This is a genomic window from Streptomyces sp. NPDC059874 (assembly GCF_042731135.1).
In the GTDB taxonomy this organism is placed as follows: domain Bacteria; phylum Actinomycetota; class Actinomycetes; order Streptomycetales; family Streptomycetaceae; genus Streptomyces.
Genome location: NZ_JBHWJY010000097.1, coordinates 1 through 18,287, shown reverse-complemented (window position 1 = coordinate 18,287; position 18,287 = coordinate 1). Strand labels below are relative to the sequence as shown.

Annotated in this window: 15 protein-coding genes; 5 read left to right on the top strand and 10 right to left on the bottom strand. The window is 71.0% G+C overall.

Going from position 1 to position 18,287, the window contains the following annotated elements; translation table 11 throughout:
- Window positions 1–147 precede the first annotated feature (147 nt).
- Both ACFV9H_RS35970 and pth read left to right on the top strand, forming a co-directional pair.
- Window positions 148–732, top strand: coding sequence for a 50S ribosomal protein L25/general stress protein Ctc (locus tag ACFV9H_RS35970; RefSeq protein ID WP_385406929.1), 585 nt, complete (start codon window positions 148–150; stop codon window positions 730–732).
- Between the two features lie 101 nt (window positions 733–833).
- Window positions 834–1,427, top strand: a complete 594-nt coding sequence (pth, locus tag ACFV9H_RS35965; protein WP_385406926.1) for an aminoacyl-tRNA hydrolase — start codon at window positions 834–836, stop codon at window positions 1,425–1,427.
- Window positions 1,428–1,531: 104 nt separating this feature from the next.
- On the opposite strand, the gene ppc is transcribed toward pth, so the two are convergent.
- Window positions 1,532–4,342, bottom strand: a complete 2,811-nt coding sequence (gene ppc, locus ACFV9H_RS35960; RefSeq protein ID WP_385406923.1) for a phosphoenolpyruvate carboxylase — start codon at window positions 4,340–4,342, stop codon at window positions 1,532–1,534.
- A gap of 260 nt (window positions 4,343–4,602) precedes the next feature.
- Here ppc and ACFV9H_RS35955 point away from each other — a divergent pair, with 260 nt between their 5' ends.
- Together ACFV9H_RS35955 and ACFV9H_RS35950 are read left to right on the top strand one after the other, a co-directional pair.
- On the top strand, window positions 4,603–5,583 hold the full coding sequence (locus tag ACFV9H_RS35955) for an acyl-CoA desaturase (RefSeq protein WP_385406921.1): 981 nt from the start codon (window positions 4,603–4,605) through the stop codon (window positions 5,581–5,583).
- A complete protein-coding gene (locus ACFV9H_RS35950) occupies window positions 5,580–6,254 on the top strand; it encodes a TetR family transcriptional regulator (protein ID WP_385406918.1) in 675 nt (224 codons plus the stop codon). The genes ACFV9H_RS35955 and ACFV9H_RS35950 overlap by 4 nt, the downstream gene beginning before the upstream one ends.
- Window positions 6,255–6,338: 84 nt before the next feature.
- Here ACFV9H_RS35950 and ACFV9H_RS35945 read toward each other — a convergent pair whose 3' ends face one another.
- Both ACFV9H_RS35945 and ACFV9H_RS35940 read right to left on the bottom strand, forming a co-directional pair.
- The gene (locus ACFV9H_RS35945; RefSeq protein ID WP_385406915.1) at window positions 6,339–6,731 is read right to left on the bottom strand and encodes a VOC family protein; all 393 of its coding nucleotides are present in this window, start codon (window positions 6,729–6,731) and stop codon (window positions 6,339–6,341) included.
- A gap of 2 nt (window positions 6,732–6,733) precedes the next feature.
- Window positions 6,734–7,591: a trans-aconitate 2-methyltransferase gene (locus ACFV9H_RS35940; protein WP_385406913.1), complete on the bottom strand. Its 858-nt coding sequence runs from the start codon at window positions 7,589–7,591 to the stop codon at window positions 6,734–6,736.
- A gap of 161 nt (window positions 7,592–7,752) precedes the next feature.
- On the opposite strand from ACFV9H_RS35940, the gene ACFV9H_RS35935 reads away from it, so the two are divergent.
- On the top strand, window positions 7,753–8,250 hold the full coding sequence (locus ACFV9H_RS35935; RefSeq protein WP_365170553.1) for a MarR family transcriptional regulator: 498 nt from the start codon (window positions 7,753–7,755) through the stop codon (window positions 8,248–8,250).
- Here ACFV9H_RS35935 and ACFV9H_RS35930 read toward each other — a convergent pair.
- From ACFV9H_RS35930 to ACFV9H_RS35900, 7 genes are all read right to left on the bottom strand, one after another.
- Window positions 8,209–8,991: a LuxR C-terminal-related transcriptional regulator gene (locus ACFV9H_RS35930; protein WP_385406910.1), complete on the bottom strand. Its 783-nt coding sequence runs from the start codon at window positions 8,989–8,991 to the stop codon at window positions 8,209–8,211. The genes ACFV9H_RS35935 and ACFV9H_RS35930 overlap by 42 nt on opposite strands.
- A gap of 469 nt (window positions 8,992–9,460) precedes the next feature.
- Window positions 9,461–10,420, bottom strand: a complete 960-nt coding sequence (galE, locus tag ACFV9H_RS35925) for a UDP-glucose 4-epimerase GalE (RefSeq protein ID WP_385406958.1) — start codon at window positions 10,418–10,420, stop codon at window positions 9,461–9,463.
- A 115-nt stretch (window positions 10,421–10,535) separates the two neighbouring features.
- Window positions 10,536–11,222, bottom strand: coding sequence for a response regulator transcription factor (locus ACFV9H_RS35920; protein ID WP_385406955.1), 687 nt, complete (start codon window positions 11,220–11,222; stop codon window positions 10,536–10,538).
- Between the two features lie 156 nt (window positions 11,223–11,378).
- Window positions 11,379–13,127, bottom strand: a complete 1,749-nt coding sequence (locus tag ACFV9H_RS35915) for a PQQ-binding-like beta-propeller repeat protein (RefSeq protein ID WP_385406908.1) — start codon at window positions 13,125–13,127, stop codon at window positions 11,379–11,381.
- A gap of 41 nt (window positions 13,128–13,168) precedes the next feature.
- Window positions 13,169–14,803, bottom strand: a complete 1,635-nt coding sequence (locus ACFV9H_RS35910) for a PQQ-binding-like beta-propeller repeat protein (RefSeq protein WP_385406906.1) — start codon at window positions 14,801–14,803, stop codon at window positions 13,169–13,171.
- 146 nt (window positions 14,804–14,949) lie between these two features.
- Window positions 14,950–16,758 carry an ABC-F family ATP-binding cassette domain-containing protein gene (locus tag ACFV9H_RS35905; RefSeq protein ID WP_385406903.1) on the bottom strand — a complete coding sequence of 603 codons (1,809 nt, stop codon included), beginning with the start codon at window positions 16,756–16,758 and terminating at the stop codon, window positions 14,950–14,952.
- Window positions 16,759–16,786: 28 nt separating this feature from the next.
- Complete coding sequence (locus tag ACFV9H_RS35900) at window positions 16,787–18,106, bottom strand: acyltransferase (protein WP_385406901.1); 1,320 nt, start codon at window positions 18,104–18,106, stop codon at window positions 16,787–16,789.
- Between the last annotated feature and the right edge of the window lie 181 nt (window positions 18,107–18,287).

Here is an 18,287-nt window from a genome sequence, read left to right as displayed (position 1 = left end):
CTCCCGCCGGGTAGACTCATGAAGTTGCTCGGCGAGGGAGGCCGCCCACTTTTGTGTGCGGGCACTCCGTTATCGACGCGCTCTTCGTAGCAGGCCGTTCCGGCCGGGTGACTGTCGTCCATTTCCGTCACCCCACGAGGAGTGAGCATGTCCGAGGTCAAGCTTTCCGCCCAGCTCCGTGACACCTTCGGCAAGGGCTCTGCCCGCCAGGCCCGTCGCGACGCGCTGGTTCCCGCCGTCATCTACGGTCACGGCAACGACCCGAAGCACGTCAACGTCGAGGCCCACGGCCTGCAGCTGGCGCTGCGCACCCCGAACGTCCTGATCTCCCTGGACATCGCGGGCGACGGCACCGAGCTGGTCATCCCGAAGGCCGTTCAGAAGCACCCGCTGAAGCGTTCGGTCTCCCACGTCGACTTCCTGATCGTCAAGAAGGGCGAGAAGGTCACCGTCGACGTCGCGATCGTCACCGAGGGCGAGCTGGCCGCGGGCGGCAACATGCTGGAGACCCTCCAGAACACCGTCTCCGTCGAGGCCGAGGCCACCCACATCCCGACCGAGGTCACCGTCTCGATCGCGGGCCTGGAGGCCGGCGCCACCATCCACGCCAAGGACCTGGTCCTGCCGGCCGGCACCACGCTGGCCATCGACGGTGACGTCGCCGTCCTGCAGGTCGTCGCGCCGCAGGCCGAGGAGCCGGCCGCCGAGGCCGCCGAGGGCACCGAGGCCTGAGTCTCGCCCTCACCCCTCAGCAGTTGCTGACCGACCGCCGTCCGGCTCCACTGGAGCGGGACGGCGGTCGTCTTCGTATCCAAGGCGGTAAGGAGCTATTGATGTCGGACGACGCGGCGACGCCCTGGCTGATCGTGGGCCTGGGCAATCCGGGTGGCGAGTACGCGGGGAACCGGCACAACATCGGTTTCATGGTGGCGGACCTGCTCGCGGAGCGGATCGGCGGCAAGTTCAAGGCGCACAGGGCCCGCGCCCAGGTGGTCGAGGGGCGCATCGGCCCTCCGGGGCCGGCGAACCGCCGTGTCGTGTTGGCGAAGCCGATGTCCTTCATGAACCTGTCGGGCGGTCCGGTGACGGCCCTGCGCGACTTCTACAAGGTGCCGTTGGAGCGGATCGTCGCGATCCATGACGAGTTGGACATCGACTACCCGACGCTGCGTCTGAAGCTGGGTGGCGGGGACAACGGCCACAACGGGTTGAAGTCGATGACGAAGTCGATGGGTGCGGACTACCACCGGGTGCGCTGTGGGATCGGCCGGCCGCCGGGTCGGATGCAGGTCGCGGACTTCGTGCTGAAGGACTTCTCCGGGGCGGAGCGCAAGGACCTGGACTGGTTCGTGGACCGGGCGGCGGATTCGGTGGAGTGCCTGATCACGGAGGGTCTGGAGCGCGCCCAGTCGGCGTACAACTCCTGAGCGCCGGGGGTGTGGGTCCGCCGCACCGGCCGTGGGCGCAGGTCGTACGGGGAAGCCCCCGCACCGTCGGTCGGTGCGGGGGCTTCTTCGTGTTCGGGTGCGGCTCAGCCGGTGTTGCGCAGGCCGGCGGCCACGCCGTTGACGGTGAGCAGCAGGGCGCGGGCGAGGAGCGGGTCGGCTTCTTCGCCGCGGGCGGCGGCGGCGCGCTGGCGGGCCAGCAGGGAGACCTGGAGGTAGGAGATGGGGTCCAGGTAGGCGTCGCGTACGGCGAAGGTCTGCTGGAGGACCGGCTGGGAGTCGAGGAGCTTCTCGCCTCCGGTGATGCGCAGGACTTCGGCGACGGTGAGTTCGTGTTCGGCCTCGATGCGGTCGAAGACGTGCTTGAGGTGGTCGGGGACGAGGGTGTCGACGTAGTGGCGGGCGATCCGCAGGTCGGTCTTGGCCAGTGTCATCTCGACGTTGGACAGGAAGTTGCGGAAGAAGTGCCAGCGCTCGCCCATTTCGGTGAGGACGTCTTGCCGGCCGGCTTCGCGTAGGGCCTTGAGGCCGGAGCCGACTCCGTACCAGCCGGGGACGATCTGGCGGGACTGGGTCCAGCCGAAGACCCACGGGATGGCGCGCAGGCCGTCGAGGCCGGCGCCGGAGTCGGGGCGGCGGGAGGGGCGGGAGCCGAGGTGCAGGTCGGCGAGCTGGTCGACGGGGGTGGCGGCGAAGAAGTACGAGGGCAGGTCGGGGTCTTCGACGAGTTCGCGGTAGGCGCTGTGGGCGGCTTCGGAGACGGTGTCCATGGCCGCGTCCCAGCGGGCGAGGGCTTCGTCGGACTGGCGGGGTGCGGTGTGCAGGGCGGAGGCCTGCAGGGTCGCGGCGACGGTCAGTTCGAGGTTTTCGCGGGCGAGGGAGGGCACGAGGTACTTGTCGGAGATGACTTCGCCCTGTTCGGTGACCTTGATCTCGCCTTCGAGGGTGCCCCAGGGCTGGGCGAGGATCGCGTCGTGGGAGGGGCCGCCGCCGCGGCCGACGGTGCCGCCTCGGCCGTGGAAGAGGCGCAGGCGCACGCCGTAGCGGTGGGCGACGTCGCGCAGGCGGCGCTGGGCGCGGTGGATCTCCCACTGGCTGGTGGTGATGCCGCCGAACTTGGAGGAGTCGGAGTAGCCGAGCATGACCTCTTGGACGTCGCCGCGGAGGGAGACGAGGCGCCGGTAGGAGGGGTCGGCGAGCATGTCGCCGAGGATGACGTCGGCGGCGCGCAGTTCGTCGGTGGTCTCCAGGAGCGGCACGATGCCGATCTTGGCCCAGCCGGCGTGGAGGTCGATGAGGCCGGCCTCGCGGGCGAGGACGGCGGCGGCGAAGACGTCGTCGGCGCCCTGGCACATCGAGATGATGTACGACTCGATGACCTCGGGGCCGAACTTCTCGAAGGCGTCCTTGATGGCGGAGAAGACGCCGAGGGTCTTGTGTCCGGCGGCGTCGAGTGGGGCGGGGGTGGGGGCGAGGGGGCGGCGGGAGCGGAGTTCCTTGGCGAGGAGCTTCTGCCGGTAGTCGCGGGGCATGTCGGCGTAGCGCCAGGATTCCTCGCCGAGCCGGTCGAAGAGCTGGCCGAGGGCGTGGTGGTGGGCGTCGGCGTGCTCGCGTACGTCCATGGTGGCGAGCTGGAGGCCGAAGGCGGCCAGGGTGCGGATGGTGCGGTCCATGCGGCCGTCGGCGAGGAGTCCGCCGCGGTGTGCGCGCAGGGAGGTCTGGATGAGGGTGAGGTCGGTGAGGAGCTCGGCGGTGCCGAGGTAGTCGCGGCCTTCCTCGTGTGCGGTGCCCTTGGCGAGGCGGTCGCGGGTGTTGAGGAGCTTCTGTCGGACGCAGGTGACCTTGAGGCGGTAGGGCTCTTCGGCGTTCAGCCGCTTGTAGCGCGGGCTGATTTCGGGGAGGCGTTCGAGGTCGGCCTGGAGGGAGGCGAGGAGTTCCTCGGTGGCGCCGGCGTAGCGGATGGAGTTGGAGAGCAGCGAGCGCAGGAAGTCGATGAGTTCCAGGGCGTCGCTGATGCCGTGCTCGTGCTGGAGGATCAGTACGTCGCGGGTGACGTCGGGGGTGACGTTGGGGTTGCCGTCGCGGTCGCCGCCGATCCAGGTGCCGAAGGTGAGGGGGCGGGTGCCGGCGGGGAGCTCGATGCCGACGCGCTGGAGTTCGGCGGCGAGGTCTTCGAGTACGTCGCCGACGGCGCCGGCGTGCAGCTCGTCGAGGTAGTAGATGGCGTTGCGGGCTTCGTCGGCGGGTTCGGGGCGGACGACGCGGAGCTCGTCGGTCTGCCAGACGAGGTCGATGTTCTCGGCGAGGCGCAGGTCGTGGCGGCGGCGGTCGCCGGCGCCGGTGACGGGCTCCTCCAGGAGGGCGGCGATGCGGCGCAGCTTGCCCAGGACGCTGCGGCGGGCCGCTTCGGTGGGGTGTGCGGTGAAGACGGGTCGGACGTTGAGGTTCTTGACCGTTTCGCGCAGGTGCTCGGGGTCGGCGTCCTTGAGCATGTCGGCGGTGCGGGCGAGGAGCCCGCCTTCGGCGGCGCGGTGGGCGCGCAGTTCCTTGCCGCGGTGCACCTGCTCGGTGACGTTGGCGAGGTGGAAGTAGGTGGAGAAGGCGCGTACGAGCTTGGCGGCGGTCTCCAGGTCGGTGTCGCCGAGGAGGGCGGCGGCGGCTTCGCCGTCGGTGCGGGTGAGTGCGCGCACTTGTTCGACGAGGTCGAGGAGGTCTTGGCCCTCTTGGCGTACGAGCGTCTCCCCGAGGAGGTCGCCGAGGCGGCGGATGTCCGCGCGCAGCTCTGCGTTCGCGGCGTCCGTGGTGTGGGCGGGGACCTGGTCAGCACTGCTCACAGGTGCGGCTCCTTGCAGTGTTCGAGCGCTACTGGGCGGTGGGCTCCCGACGGCGCGCGGCATCGCCGCTCCTGGTGCGCAGCTCGGGCTGCCCGTGCGGACCGCGCTGTCCGACGGCAACAGGATAGGTGTCCCGGGCCTGTGCCTGGGCAAATGTCTCATCAGACGTCAAGTGGGCGGCTCGCGAGCGGGCCGCCCGCGCCCTGGTACGCCCCGGCCGCGCTCCTGTTGCCTCGGGCCGCGGCTTTGCCATACTTACGATGCCGTAGGTTACGGGTCCGTAACCCCGGCGCCTGCCGACTTCTCACCCTCAGGGGACATCCATGACCACCAGTCCCGATCTGATCGAGGACGCCTCCGCGGCCTCCGACGGGTCTGCGCCGTCCGCGACTCTCGGCGGCGAGAACAAGCGGTCCATCGAGCAGATCGCCCTCCTGCTGTTCATCACCGTTCCCTTCCTGGCCTTGCTGGCGGCGATTCCGCTGGCGTGGGGTTGGGGGGTGAGCTGGTTGGATCTCGGCCTGATGGTCTTCATGTACTTCCTGGCGTGCCACGGGATCACCATCGGCTTCCACCGGTACTTCACGCACGGTTCCTTCAAGGCGAAGCGGCCGCTGCGCATCGCGCTCGCGGTGATGGGTTCGATGGCGGTGGAGGGGCCGCTGGTGCGGTGGGTGGCCGATCACCGCAAGCACCACAAGTACTCGGACCACGAGGGTGACCCGCATTCGCCGTGGCGGTTCGGGGAGACCCTGCCGGCGCTGATGAAGGGCCTGTGGTGGGCGCACATCGGCTGGCTCTTCGACGAGGAGCAGACCGATCAGCAGAAGTACGCGCCCGACCTGATCAAGGACCCGGCGATCCGGCGGATCTCGCGCGACTTCATCTACTGGACGATGTTCTCCCTGGCGATCCCGCCGCTGGTCGGCGGTCTGGTGACGATGTCCTGGTGGGGCGCGTTCACGGCGTTCTTCTGGGGTTCCCTGGTGCGGGTCGCGCTGCTGCACCACGTGACGTGGTCGATCAACTCGATCTGCCACGCGGTGGGCAAGCGGCCGTTCAAGTCGCGCGACCGTTCGGGCAACGTGTGGTGGCTGGCCGTGCTGTCCTGCGGTGAGTCCTGGCACAACCTGCACCACGCGGACCCGACGTCGGCCCGCCACGGCGTGCTGCGCGGCCAGGTCGACTCCAGCGCCCGGCTGATCCGCTGGTTCGAGCAGCTGGGCTGGGCCACGGACGTGCGCTGGCCGTCGGCTTCCCGCATCGAAGCCCGGCGGCGGGAAACCGAGTCGAACCCGGCATGATGGGGGGCGTGGCGATCGACGGCGGTAATTCCAGCAGCGACAAGCCCAGGCGCGGCCGCCGGGTGAGGATGACGGGCGCGGAGCGGCGCCAGCAACTGCTGGACATCGGCCGGACGCTGTTCGCGGAGAAGGGCTTCGAGGGCACCTCGGTGGAGGAGATCGCGGCGAAGGCCGGGGTGTCCAAGCCGGTGGTGTACGAGCACTTCGGCGGCAAGGAGGGCCTGTACGCGGTCGTCGTGGACCGGGAGATGCGCCAGTTGCTGGACGGGGTGACGGGCGCGCTGACGGCCGGGCATCCGCGGGAGCTGTTGGAGCAGGCGGCGTTCGCGTTGCTGGACTACATCGAGTCGTACACGGACGGTTTCCGCATTCTGGTGCGCGATTCCCCGGTCGCGCAGTCGACGGGCACGTTCGCCTCGCTGATCAGCGATATCGCCACGCAGGTCGAGGACATCCTGGGTCTGGAGTTCAAGGCTCGGGGTTTCGACCCGAAGCTGGCTCCGTTGTACGCGCAGGCGCTGGTCGGGATGGTGGCGTTGACCGGGCAGTGGTGGCTGGACGTGCGCAAGCCGAAGAAGGCGGAGGTGGCCGCGCATCTGGTGAACCTGGCCTGGCACGGCCTGGACGGGCTGGAGTCGAAGCCGCATCTGGTGGGCCGCCGCAAGAGTTGAGCCCGTACCCCTCGTCGTACGCGACGGCGCCCCGTCACCGGAGATCCGGTGGCGGGGCGCCGTCGCGTGGTGCCGCCCGTCGCTCTAGGCGCAGGGCTCCTGTGTCTGCGGTTCCAGGGCGTGTCGTTCCAGGAACTCCAGCCGGTTGCCCACCGGGTCCTCCGAGTAGAAGCGGCGGTGGCCGGGCAGGTTGTCGTCCCAGACGACCTTGGCTCCCCGCTCCTCCAGTCTGTGCGCGTACTCGACGATGCCGGTCACCCGTAGTCCCGGATGGGCCTTGCGGGCGGGCCTGAAGTCCTCTTCGACGCCGAGGTGCAGTTGTACGGGTCCGGCGGCGAACCAGCAGCCGCCGCGGGCGGCGAGGACGGGCGGTTTGGGGATCTCGGTCATGCCGAGGACGTGCGTGTAGTAGGCGCGGAGCCGGTCCTCCGATCCGGGCGGCGCGGCGAGTTGGACGTGGTCGACGGCGGTGAGCACGGTCAGGCCTCCTTGCGGGCGACGGCGAAGATGCGGCGGAACGGGAAGACGGTGCCGCGCGGCCCGGTCGGGTAGGCCTCGCGGAGCCGGTCGCGGTACTCGGCGAGGAAGGCGCGGGCGGCCTCCTCGTCGTCGCCCAGGGCGGTGAGGACCGGCCGCAGGGCGGTGCCCTTGACCCAGTCGAGCACCGGGTCGGGGCCTTGGAGCAGTTGGTGGTAGGTGGTTTCCCAGACGTCTGCGGCGCAGCCCAGTTCGGTGAAACGGGCGAGGTATTCGGCGGGTTCCAGGAAGTGCTTGTAGCGGGCTCCGTGGCCGGCGAGCCGGGCGCGCCAGCGCGGGGTGTCGCATTGTTCGGCGAGGAGGGCGTGGCTGGGGGCCTTGAAGTTGCCGGGGATCTGGAAGGCGAAGGTGCCGCCGGGACGCAGGCCGTTGATCCAGGCGCCGAAGGAGCCGGGGTGGCTGGGGACCCATTGCAGGGCGGCGTTGGAGACGATCAGGTCGTAGGGCTCCTCGGGAAGCCAGGAGGCGAGGTCGGCGTGGTGGAAGTCGAGGCGGCCGCCGCCGGCGGTGGGGCCCGCGTACTCCTGGTCGGCGCGGTGGAGCATTTCCGGGGACAGGTCGAAGCCGGTGATCCGGGCGTCGGGCCAGCGGCCGGCGAGGAGGGCGGTGACGTTGCCGGGGCCGCAGCCGAGGTCGGCGATGCGGGCGGGGCGCGTGGGGAGTTCGGGTATGCGGTTCAGCAGATCGAGGAAGGGTCGGGTGCGGTGTCCGGCGTGCCGGAGGTACTGCTGGGGATCCCAGGTGGGTGCGGACGGCGCGGTGGACGTGGGGGTCCCGGCGCGCGCGGTATCGGAATACATGTTCGAGCCTCCCTGCTGGCGGGGCGGTCGGAAGCGGAATCAGTTCCGGGACGCTCCATGCCCCACGGTCGCAGCATTTATATCTCGATGTCAAGATAATCGTGGTCGAGATACTTGATGTGAAGAGACTTCATGTCGACAGACCCCTTACACTGATCGGCATGGAGGACGAGGTCGACCGACTGGTAGCGGCATGGCGCCGGGAGCGCCCTGACCTCGACGTGGAACCGCTTGAGGTACTGAGCCGCGTCAGCAGGCTCGCGCGCCACCTCGACCGGGCCCGCAGGCTGGCCTTCTCCGAGCACGGCCTGGAACCTTGGGAGTTCGACGTACTCACCTCCCTGCGCCGCGCCGGAGCCCCCTACCAGCTCTCCCCCGGCCAGCTCCTGACGCAGACCCTGGTCACCTCCGGCACCATGACCAACCGCATCGACCGGCTCGCCAAGAAGGGCCTCGTCGAACGCCTCCCGGACCCCAGCGACCGCCGGGGGGTCCTGGTGCGGCTCACCCCCGAGGGTCGCGACCGCGCCGACCAGGCCCTCGCCGGCCTGCTGGCCCAGGAGCGGGCGATCCTCGCCCAGCTCTCGCGCAACGAGCGCGTCGATCTCGCGGGCCTGCTACGCCAGTTGACCGCTCCGTTCGACAACATCCCCGGCTAGCCCCAGGTCCGCCGGCCGTACGCCCGCCCGCCGGGCCAGGGCCACCGCGGCGAGCGTGGAGTGCACGCCCAGCTTGCCCAGCACGTTCTGCATGTGCGTGCGGACGGTGTGCGGGGACAGGAAGAGCCGCGCCGCCACGTCCTTGCGGCCCAGCCCGGCCACCATGCAGCGCAGCACCTCGTGCTCACGCGGCGTCAGCGACTCGACCAGCCGCTCGCTGTCCGTACGGTGCTTGCGCGCGGCCGTCAGCTCCCGCAGCACCCCCGTGAGCAGCGCGGGCGGCAGGTGGGTCTCCTCGCGCAGCACCCCCCGGATGACGGCCAGCAGCCGCGAGAGCGAGCAGTCCTTGGCCACCCAGCCCGAGGCGCCGGCCTGGAGCGCGTGCGCGGCCCGGCGGGGGTCGTCGCGCTCGGCGAGGACGACCGTGCGCACCCCGGGGTGGGCGACCCGGACCGTGGCGACCAAGGCGATCCCGTCCGGGCCCGGCGGGGGCGAGCCGGAGCCGGACTCCCGCTGGGCGGGCACACCGCCCCCGGCGCCGGCCACGGCGGCCAGATCGGCGTCGACCAGCAGGACGTCGAAGCGGCGGCCCTCGGCCACCGCGCGTTCGAGGCAGCGCAGGGCGGCGGGGCCGCTGCCGGCCGCGGACACGTCCACGTCCGGCTCGGCCGCGAGCGCGGCTGCGAGCGATTCGGCGAAGATGCGGTGATCGTCGACGACGAGAACCCGGATACGAGCCACAAAACCCCCAAGGGTAGGGGAACGGACGACGGCGGGTACGGCGCCCGGACCGGGTGATCCACAGCCGCCGCGGCCGCCGCCGCGACATCTCTGCACTACCCCGGACCGGACGTCGTACCCGACTTGTCTCGACCCCTGAATCAACACCGGCCCCCACCGGCGTCACGCATCAGCGTAGGGCCGGGGGCGGCTCGCGGTTGGCCGAATAGCAGAAGTTTTTCCCGCGATTTTCAAGCGGGGAAGGGCCGAACGGCCTTTGTGGTGGCTTGAATTCGACTGCCCCGAAGGTCCGGATGACGGCATCCGCACCGGCGTGTGCCACGGGCAGTTGCACGGAGTGCATTTCACCCGGCGTGTGCACGCCGGGCGCCCGCGCACAGCGCCGGGTCCCCGCGCGCGGCGGACATGCGCGCGCCCCCCACACCGTGTGGCGTGGGGGGCGCGCGGGAAAGCAGACGAGCGGGGTGGTTCAGGAAGCGTCCCGGCGCGCGAAGTTCCACGCGTCCGTGATGATGCCGGTGAGGTCCGAGCGGCTCGGGGTCCAGCCCAGGCGCTCGTGCGCGGTCCGCGCGGAGGCCACCAGCTTCGCCGGGTCGCCGGCCCGGCGCGGCGCGACGACCTCGGGGATCTCGTGGCCGGTCACCTTGCGGACCGTTTCGACGACCTCGCGCACCGAGAACCCGCTGCCGTTGCCCAGGTTGCAGATCAGGTGCTCGCCCGCGGTGGCGTGCTCCAGCGCCGCCAGGTGGGCCTCGGCCAGGTCGGCGACGTGGATGTAGTCGCGCACGCAGGTGCCGTCCGGAGTCGGGTAGTCCTCGCCGTACACCGAGATCGACTCCCGCTCGCCCAGCGCGACCTGGAGCACCAGCGGGATCAGGTGGGTCTCGGGGGTGTGCCGCTCGCCGAACTCGCCGTAGGCGCCGGCCACGTTGAAGTAGCGCAGGGACACCGCGGCCAGGCCGTGCGCCACGCACTCCCCGGCGATCATGTGGTCCACGGCCAGCTTCGAGGCACCGTACGGGTTGGTCGGCGCGGTCACCGAGGCCTCGGTCAGCAGGCCCTCCGTCGGCTCCCCGTAGGTGGCCGCGGTGGAGGAGAACACCAGCTTGCCCACGCCCGCCTCACGCATCGCGGCCAGCAGGGCGAGGGTGCCGCCGACGTTGTTCTCCCAGTACTTGCCCGGATTCACCACGGACTCGCCGACCTGCGAGGACGCCGCGAAGTGCAGCACCGCCTCGTAGGAGTCGTCCACGTACCGCGCGGCGTCCTGGATCCGGCCCTCGATGAAGGTGGCGCCCGCCGGGATCCCCTCGCGGAAGCCGGTGCTGAGGTCGTCGAGGACGGTCACCTCGTGGCCGGCCTCCAGCAGGTGCGCCGCGACCACACTGCCGACGTATCCCGCGCCGCCGGTCACCAGGTACTTGTGCATCGCCGTCTTGCTCACTCGCCTATTGCCTCTCGCCGGGGAACACGCGCCCGTGCACGCGCGTACTAAGAGACTGGCTTACCCGATTCGGCCGCTCGGGGGAAATCCGGGGCGGGTGTCAGTCCTGCGCCGCCTGCCGCACCGGGACCGCCCGGTCCAGCAGACCGGTCCGGGCGGCCAGGGCGGCCGCCTCCAGCCGCGAGCCCACGCCCAGCTTCATCAGGACCCGCTGCACGTGCGTACGGGCGGTGCTCGGGGCGATGTCCATGCCCGCCGCGATGAGCCGGGTGTCCTCGCCCTCGGCGACCCGGACCAGCACCTCCACCTCGCGCGGGGTCAGCAGCCGCAGCAGCCTGCTGCCCTCGTCGTCGGGCTGGGCGGCGGGGTTCAGGAGCTCCGTGAAGGCCCCCTGGAGCAGCCCGGGGGCGATCGCCACCTCCCCCGCCCGCGCCTTGGCCAGGGCGCGCTCCACGCCCTCGATGCGCTCGTCCTGCCGTACGTACCCCGAGGCGCCCGCGGCGAACGCGGCGGCGATGCCGCGCGGGCTGGGCACCGGGCCCAGGACGACGACGGCGATCTGCGGGCGCTCCCGCTTGATCCGCACGACGGGTTCGAACACCCCGGGCTCGGCGGGCGTCGCGGTCCCCAGCAGGCAGACCTCCGGGGCCCGGTTGATGACCAGCTCGGCGGCGCCCGCGGCCGGGGCGGCCGCCGCGAGCACCCGGTGACCGCGCAGTTTCAGGGCAGAGGCGAGCGCCTCGGCCAACAGCCGGTGCTCGTCGACCACCACGACCCGTACGCCCATTGAGGCACCCACCCCCGAATCATCTGACCCGGCAAGCTACACGCTTGTTCGACGGTGCGCGCCGGTAACCGCGCAGAAGCCCCCGGAAGGGCGGACCTTCCGGGGGCTTCCTGCTGCTTCCTGCGGCTTCTTGCGGCTTCGTGCGCCGCGCGCGGGTCAGCTCGCGGTGAAGGAGACGAAGAGGTACTCCGGGTCGGACTTGTCCGAGTACGGCTTGGTCACCGACGTACGGGAGATGAAGAGCTTCCCGTTGTGGTAGCGGTACTCGGAGTAGTCCGGCGAGAAGGGGCTCTCGAGGCGCTGGTTCGCCTTCTCCACCGGGTTCTCCATGAGGAGGGTTTCCTTCATCGTCTTGCCGTCGATGCTGACGACCTGGGCACCCTTGTCGTACGGGGGCTCCTTGTAGGCGATGATGTTCGGCCCGTCCATGCGCAGCGGGGTGAGCTGGTACCGCTCGCCCGCGTCGGCGCGGTCGCTGGTCTGCTTGCCCGTCGTGAGGTCGAAGGAGAGCAGCTCGTTGGTGCGGCCGCCGCTGGAGTCCTGACCCTGGTGCTCCTTCGAAGGCAGGTAGAGCTTGCCGTTGCCGACGACCATGCCCGTGCACTTCTCGACCTCGGTGGCCGCGCACTTGCCGTCGAAGTTGCCGGAGGTGACGGAGATGCGCGCCTTCAGCTCGCCCTTGTCGTCGACGACGAAGAGGTCGCTGACGCCGGTGGCGTTCTTGGCGGTGCCGCCGACGTCGGCCGCGACGACCAGCGGCTTGGTGGAGACGATGCCGGCGTAGTCGATGCCCGGGGACAGCTTGTACGAGGCCTTGGCCGCGCCGGTCGTCGGGTCGAGGATCTGCGCGTACAGCGTGTAGTTGGGGCTCTGGCCGCACTTGCGGATGACGGCGAGGGCCTCACCGCCGGCGTAGCCGGTGTCGCGGCACTGTTCGGCGTCGACCTTGGGGAGCCACAGGGACTTGCCGTCGGCGAGGTTCCAGGCGGCGCCGCCGATGGAGATGTCGGCGGCGGCCACGGTGTTGCCGCTGATCGTGACCTCGCGGAGGTTCGCCGGCTTGTCACCGCCGCTGGTGCTCTTGGCGTTGCCGGACCAGACGAGCTTGCCGGCGTCCAGGTCGATGACGCCGACCTCGGTGCACGGCACGTACTTGTTCTCGGGGGTCCGCTGCGCGGCCCGGAAGAGGATCGCCGACTTGTTCTGGCTGACGTGCTTGGTCGCTCCGCAGACCTCGCCCGGAAGCGGGATCTCCCACTTCTTGCCGCCGTCGACCAGGTTGTAGCCGACGACCTTGGACACGTCGGACTTCACGTAGGTGGAGTCGGTGATCCAGGAACCGATGGTGCCGACCTGCTCGGCCGGCTGCGGGCTCGGCAGGTTGAACAGCGACTTCGACTTGGGGTTCGAGGGCGCCTTCTCGACGGCGGGCGAGCTCTCCTGGGGCTTGTCGTTGCCCGTGGAGGCGCTGGGGTCACCGCTCGCGCTGTTCTGCGGGTCGCCGCCGGTGCCCCCGCCGTCGCCGGAGGTGTACCAGATTCCGCCGCCGACGATGAGGACGATGGCCAGCAGGGCCGCGCCGACGATCATCAGCTGGGTGCGCTTGTCGTTGCCGCCTGCCGGGCCGCCCGCCGGGGGCTGGGGCGCGTACATCGGCGTGGTGACCGGTCCGGACTGCTGCGGGTAACCGTAGCCGGGCCCGGGCTGCGGGTATCCGTAGGCGGGCTGCCCGGCGGGCCCCTGCGCGGCCGGCGGCTGTGCGGGCTGGGTCACGGGCTGCGTCGGGGGCTGCTGCGGAGGCGCCGGCGGCATGGGCGGCGGCGGTGTGAACCCGCCCGGCGGCGGCTCCTGCGGCGCTCCGAAGCCGCCGGACGGCGGCTGGCTGGGGGGCGGCGGGGTACTCATGCGTTGCTACTGCCTCTCGGTGGGCGGCTCGTCGGACACGTTCACTTTCCGAAGACCATCAGGAGTTTCTCGTCCTTCCCCTCGGCCTTCAGGTGACCGGTGGAGATGAAGAACCGTCCGTCCACGTAGTCGACCCTCGGGAGACGGAAGGAGTGCTCGATCGGAGCGGCGGGACCCGACGGGTTGCGCAGGAGCGCGGTGGGCGTGCCACCGGCGGCGGGGATCGAGAGGATCTCGCCGCCCCTGTCCTCCTCGGCCTTGCGGTAGAAGATCAGCTGTCCGTTCGCGGCCTTGAGCGGGGCGATGGTGCGCTTCTCCCCGGCCGGGGTGCGCCACTTGGCCTTGCCGGTGGCCAGGTCGAAGGCGACGATCTCGTTCGCCTTGCCGCCGGACGGCGCGGTGGGCAGGTAGAGGATGTTGTTGTCGACGGCCGAGAACGGGCAGGTCGACAGGGGCCGGAAGGTGCCGGTGTCGCCGCAGCCGGTGGGGAAGTTGCCGTCGGCGGCGAGGGTGGCGGTCTGCTTCCCGTCGGGTCCGAGGACCACGATGGAGCGCTCCTTGGTCGCCTCGTTGCCGAGGTCGATGACGAGCGGATCGACCGAGTAGACGCTGGTGACCTTGAACTTCGCGGGCAGCCGGAAGGTCCAGTTCTTCTTTCCGGTGACCGGGTCGATGCCGTGGACCTCACCGGTCCTGTCCTCGTCCGCGCAGGTGGCGAGGGCGATCATCTTGCCGTTGCCGGCCACGTAGGCGTCGGGCTTGCAGCCCTCGCCCTGGTTGCTGCCGAAGAGCTTGTCGCCGGTGCTGACCTTGAAGGCGCTGGCGTTGGCGCTGCGGCTGATGGCGACGGTGTCGCCGGTGATGGCCACCGTGGGGCTGGTGAAGATGTCGAAGAGCCCTTCCTTGGGGACCTCCTTCGACCAGACCTCCTTGCCGGTCTTCAGGTCGACCACGCGCATCTGGGTGCAGGAGGCGGTGTCCGACTCGCCGTCCTTGTACATGACGACCGTCTTGCCGTCGGCGGTGGTCTGCGGGGTGGAGGCACAGATCGGGGCAGGGAAGGGAAGCGTCCACTTCTCCTTGCCGTCGGCGACCGAGTAGCCGGTGAGGTTCTTCCAGACGCTCTTGACGACGGTGTCCCCGACCACCCACTGGCCCGCGGACTCGATGCCCATGCCGGGGCCGTCGATCTTGACCGTCTTGAGGAAGAGGACCTTGTCCTCGCCCTGCTTGCGGCCGGAGTTGAGGTCGGCCTCCTGGCCGCCGTTGCCGCTGCCGTCGCCCTTGTCCACGGAAGCCGACGCGGAGGGCTTGCCGTCGGCGGGCGACTCCTGCGCGACGGGCTGCTTCGGGTCGCCGTCGCCCTTGAAGAACGCGACGTAACCGACGCCCCCGGCGAGGAGGACCGCGGCCACCGAGGCGGCGATCAGCACGGCTCGCTTCTTCTTCGGCGGCATCCCGGACGCGGGCGGCGGCACCCCGGGCAGGCCGGGGGGCGGCGGCGGGTAACCGTAGCCCTGGTGCGTCGGCGGCTGCTGGGGCTGCTGGGGTTGCTGGGCGTACGGATTGGCGCCCTGCGGCGGATATCCGTACGCCGACGGCTGCGGCGGGCCGGGCAGGTGCCCGTAACCAGAAGGTGTCGGCGGCTGGTTCGGCGGCTGGGGCGGCTCGGTCATCAGCGCACGCTTTCGGCTTCGGGCGGTCGTGGGGGATGACCTTTCTATCACTGACAGCGCGCGCACAACGGGCCGGTCCTCGCCCTGTTCCCAAGGGAGGACCGGCCCGTGACGCCGTCGTTATCGGGTCCGTTGCCGCCCTGCGGCTACTGGGCCTCCTCGGCCAGTTCCAGCCAGCGCATCTCCAAGTCGTCGCGCTCCGAGAGGAGTTCGCGCAGCTCCGCGTCGAGCTTGGCGACCTTGTCGTAGTCGGTGGAGTTCTCGGCGATCTGCGCGTGCAGGTTGCTCTCGCGGTCGGAGAGCTTGTTCAGCTGCCGCTCGATCTTCTGGAGTTCTTTCTTCGCCGCACGTGAGTCGCCGGAGGACGTGGACTTCGAAGCGGCGGCGGCGGCGGGCGCGGGCGCCGGGGTGGCGGCCTCGATCATCCGCTGACGGCGCTCCAGGTACTCGTCCAGACCGCGCGGCAGCATCCGCAGGCTCGCGTCGCCGAGCAGGGCCATCACCGTGTCGGTGGTGCGCTCGATGAAGAACCGGTCGTGGGAGATCACGATCATCGAGCCGGGCCAGCCGTCGAGGAGGTCCTCCAGCTGGGTCAGGGTCTCGATGTCGAGGTCGTTGGTGGGCTCGTCGAGGAACAGGACGTTCGGCTCGTCCATCAGCAGGCGCAGGATCTGCAGCCGGCGCCGCTCACCGCCGGAGAGGTCGCCGACGGGCGTCCACTGCTTCTCCTTGGTGAAGCCGAACTGCTCGCACAGCTGACCCGCCGTCATCTCGCGGCCCTTGCCGAGGTCGACGCGGTCACGGACCCGCTGGACGGCCTCCAGGACCCGCAGGGACGGGTCGAGTTCGCCGACCTCCTGGGAGAGGTAGGCCAGCCGGACGGTCTTGCCGACGGTGACCGTGCCGGCGGCGGGCTGGACCTCGCCCTGGGTGCGGGCGGCCTCGGCCAGGGCGCGCAGCAGGGAGGTCTTGCCGGCGCCGTTGACGCCGACGAGACCGATGCGGTCGCCGGGGCCGAGGTGCCAGGTGAGGTGCTTGAGGAGGATCTTCGGGCCGGCGTGGACGCTGACGTCTTCCATGTCGAAGACGGTCTTGCCGAGCCGGGCGTTGGCGAAGCGCATGAGCTCGGACTTGTCGCGCGGCGGCGGCACGTCGGCGATCAGCTCGTTCGCCGCCTCGATGCGGTAGCGCGGCTTGGAGGTCCGGGCGGGGGCGCCGCGGCGCAGCCAGGCCAGCTCCTTGCGCATCAGGTTCTGCCGCTTCTGCTCCTCGGTGGCGGCGATCCGCTCGCGCTCGGCGCGGGCGAAGACGTAGTCGCTGTAGCCGCCCTCGTACTCGTGCACGTCACCGCGCTGGACGTCCCACATGCGGGTGCACACCTGGTCGAGGAACCATCGGTCGTGGGTGACGCAGACGAGCGCGGAGCGGCGTTCCTGGAGGTGCTTGGCCAGCCAGGAGATGCCCTCGACGTCGAGGTGGTTGGTGGGCTCGTCGAGGACCAGGAGGTCCTGGTCGGCGATGAGCAGCTTGGCGAGCGCGATGCGGCGGCGCTCGCCGCCGGAGAGCGGGCCGATGACGGTGTCGAGGCCCTGGCCGAAGCCGGGCAGGTCGAGCCCGCCGAAGAGACCGGTCAGGACGTCGCGGATCTTGGCGTTGCCGGCCCATTCGTGGTCGGCCATGTCCCGGATGATCTCGTGGCGGATGGTGGCCGCGGGATCGAGGGAGTCGTGCTGGGTGAGGACACCCATGCGCAGGCCGCCGGACTGGGTGACGCGCCCGGTGTCGGGGTCCTCCAGCTTGGCCAGCATCCGGATGAGGGTGGTCTTGCCGTCGCCGTTGCGGCCGACGACACCGATCCGGTCCCCCTCGGACACGCCGAGGGAGATGCCGTCGAGCAGGGTACGTGTGCCGTACACCTTGCTGACTGCCTCGACATTGACCAGATTGACGGCCATCAGACGCGCTCCAGGGAAAGGGTTTCGATCAGCCCCTCAGCCTAACGCGCCGGGCAGCGCCGGACCGTTCCACCAGGAGCCAGCCGCCCAGCGCCATCGCGATGGCGGTCGGCGCGGTGACGGGGACGGCGATCAGGGTGGCGCTGTGCCCGTCGAGCAGGCCCCCGAGGCCGGTCATCGAGAGCCCGAGCACGCCGAGCAGGCACAGGGTGATGCCGGCGGCGGCGCGGGGGCCGCTTCCCACGGCCGTGGAGGAAGCGGCCGGGGCCTCGAAGCGGCGGAAGCAGACGACGAGCAGCGCGGTCAGGGCGGCGGCGAGCAGGATCCGCACCGGCACCTGCGCCCACCAGGCGGCGGTGGCCGGCTCGGGCAGCCGCATCCCGAGGGCGAGCTGGGCTCCGTACACGGCGAGCATGGCGGTGAGGTGCCAGAGGAAGGCGGTCATGGCGATCCCGTTGGCGGCGACGACCCCGCGCCAGACCCGGGGGCGGGCCAGCCAGGCGCCGGCCGGTCGGGCCAGGAGCTGCACGGCGCCGACCAGCCACAGGCCGTGGCAGAGCAGGGCCAGGGTGGGCGGAGCCATGTTGGAGACCTTCTCGCCGGGCATCCCGACCATGGACAGCGGGTACGGCCCGTACGCCACCAGCAGCGCGGCCCCGGCCAGGCCGGCGGCGGCGAGGACGGCGGGGCGGCGGATCCGGCCGTCGGCGCGCAGGAAGCCGAGCTGGTGGACGGCGAGCCAGACGAGGCCGAAGTTCAGGAACTCCACGTACGGCACGCCGAGCGCGAAGCGCAGCACGTCCACGACGGCGGCCGCGCCGAACAGCCCGGCGAAGGCGGCCCAACCGTGGCGCTCGTGCAGTTTCAGCAGCGGCGGGGTGAAGGCCACCATGGCGAGGTAGATCCCGATGAACCACAGCGGCTGCGTGACCATCCGCAGCGCGGCCCCGCCGAGCACGCCGTCGCCGCGCCCGGCGAGCTGCACGCCGAGCGCGAGGGCGACCCACACGAGGACGAAGACGAGCGTGGGCCGCAGCAGCCGTTGGAGCCGGGCCCGCAGGAAGACGGCGTAGACCGGCCCGTCGCTGCGGCGGACCAGGGAGCGGTAGGACAGCGCGTGCGAGAACCCGCCGACGAAGAAGAACACCGGCATGATCTGCAGCCCCCAGGTGAGCACCTGGAGCGCGGGGACGAGGGCGAGCAGGTTCCCTATGCCGCCGGTGCTGACGGCCGCCATCAGCCAGTGCCCGCCGATGACGGTGCCGAGGGAGGCGACCCGCAGGAGGTCCACGTACCGGTCGCGGGTGGCGGGGGTGGCCTCGGCCATGTCGCGTGCGCTGGCTGTCATGGGGCTACGGTCGCCCGCCGCCCGGCTCCGCCGACAGGGTGCGGGTACTCAACTCCCGCCTGAGTACGGCCGCGGCCCGGCTCCGGTCTGGAATGCCGCTGCGCGGCCCCCTGGGCTCCGCCCAGACCCGCGCCTCAAACGCCGGCGGGGCTGGATTTTCCAGCCTCGCCGGCGTTTGAGG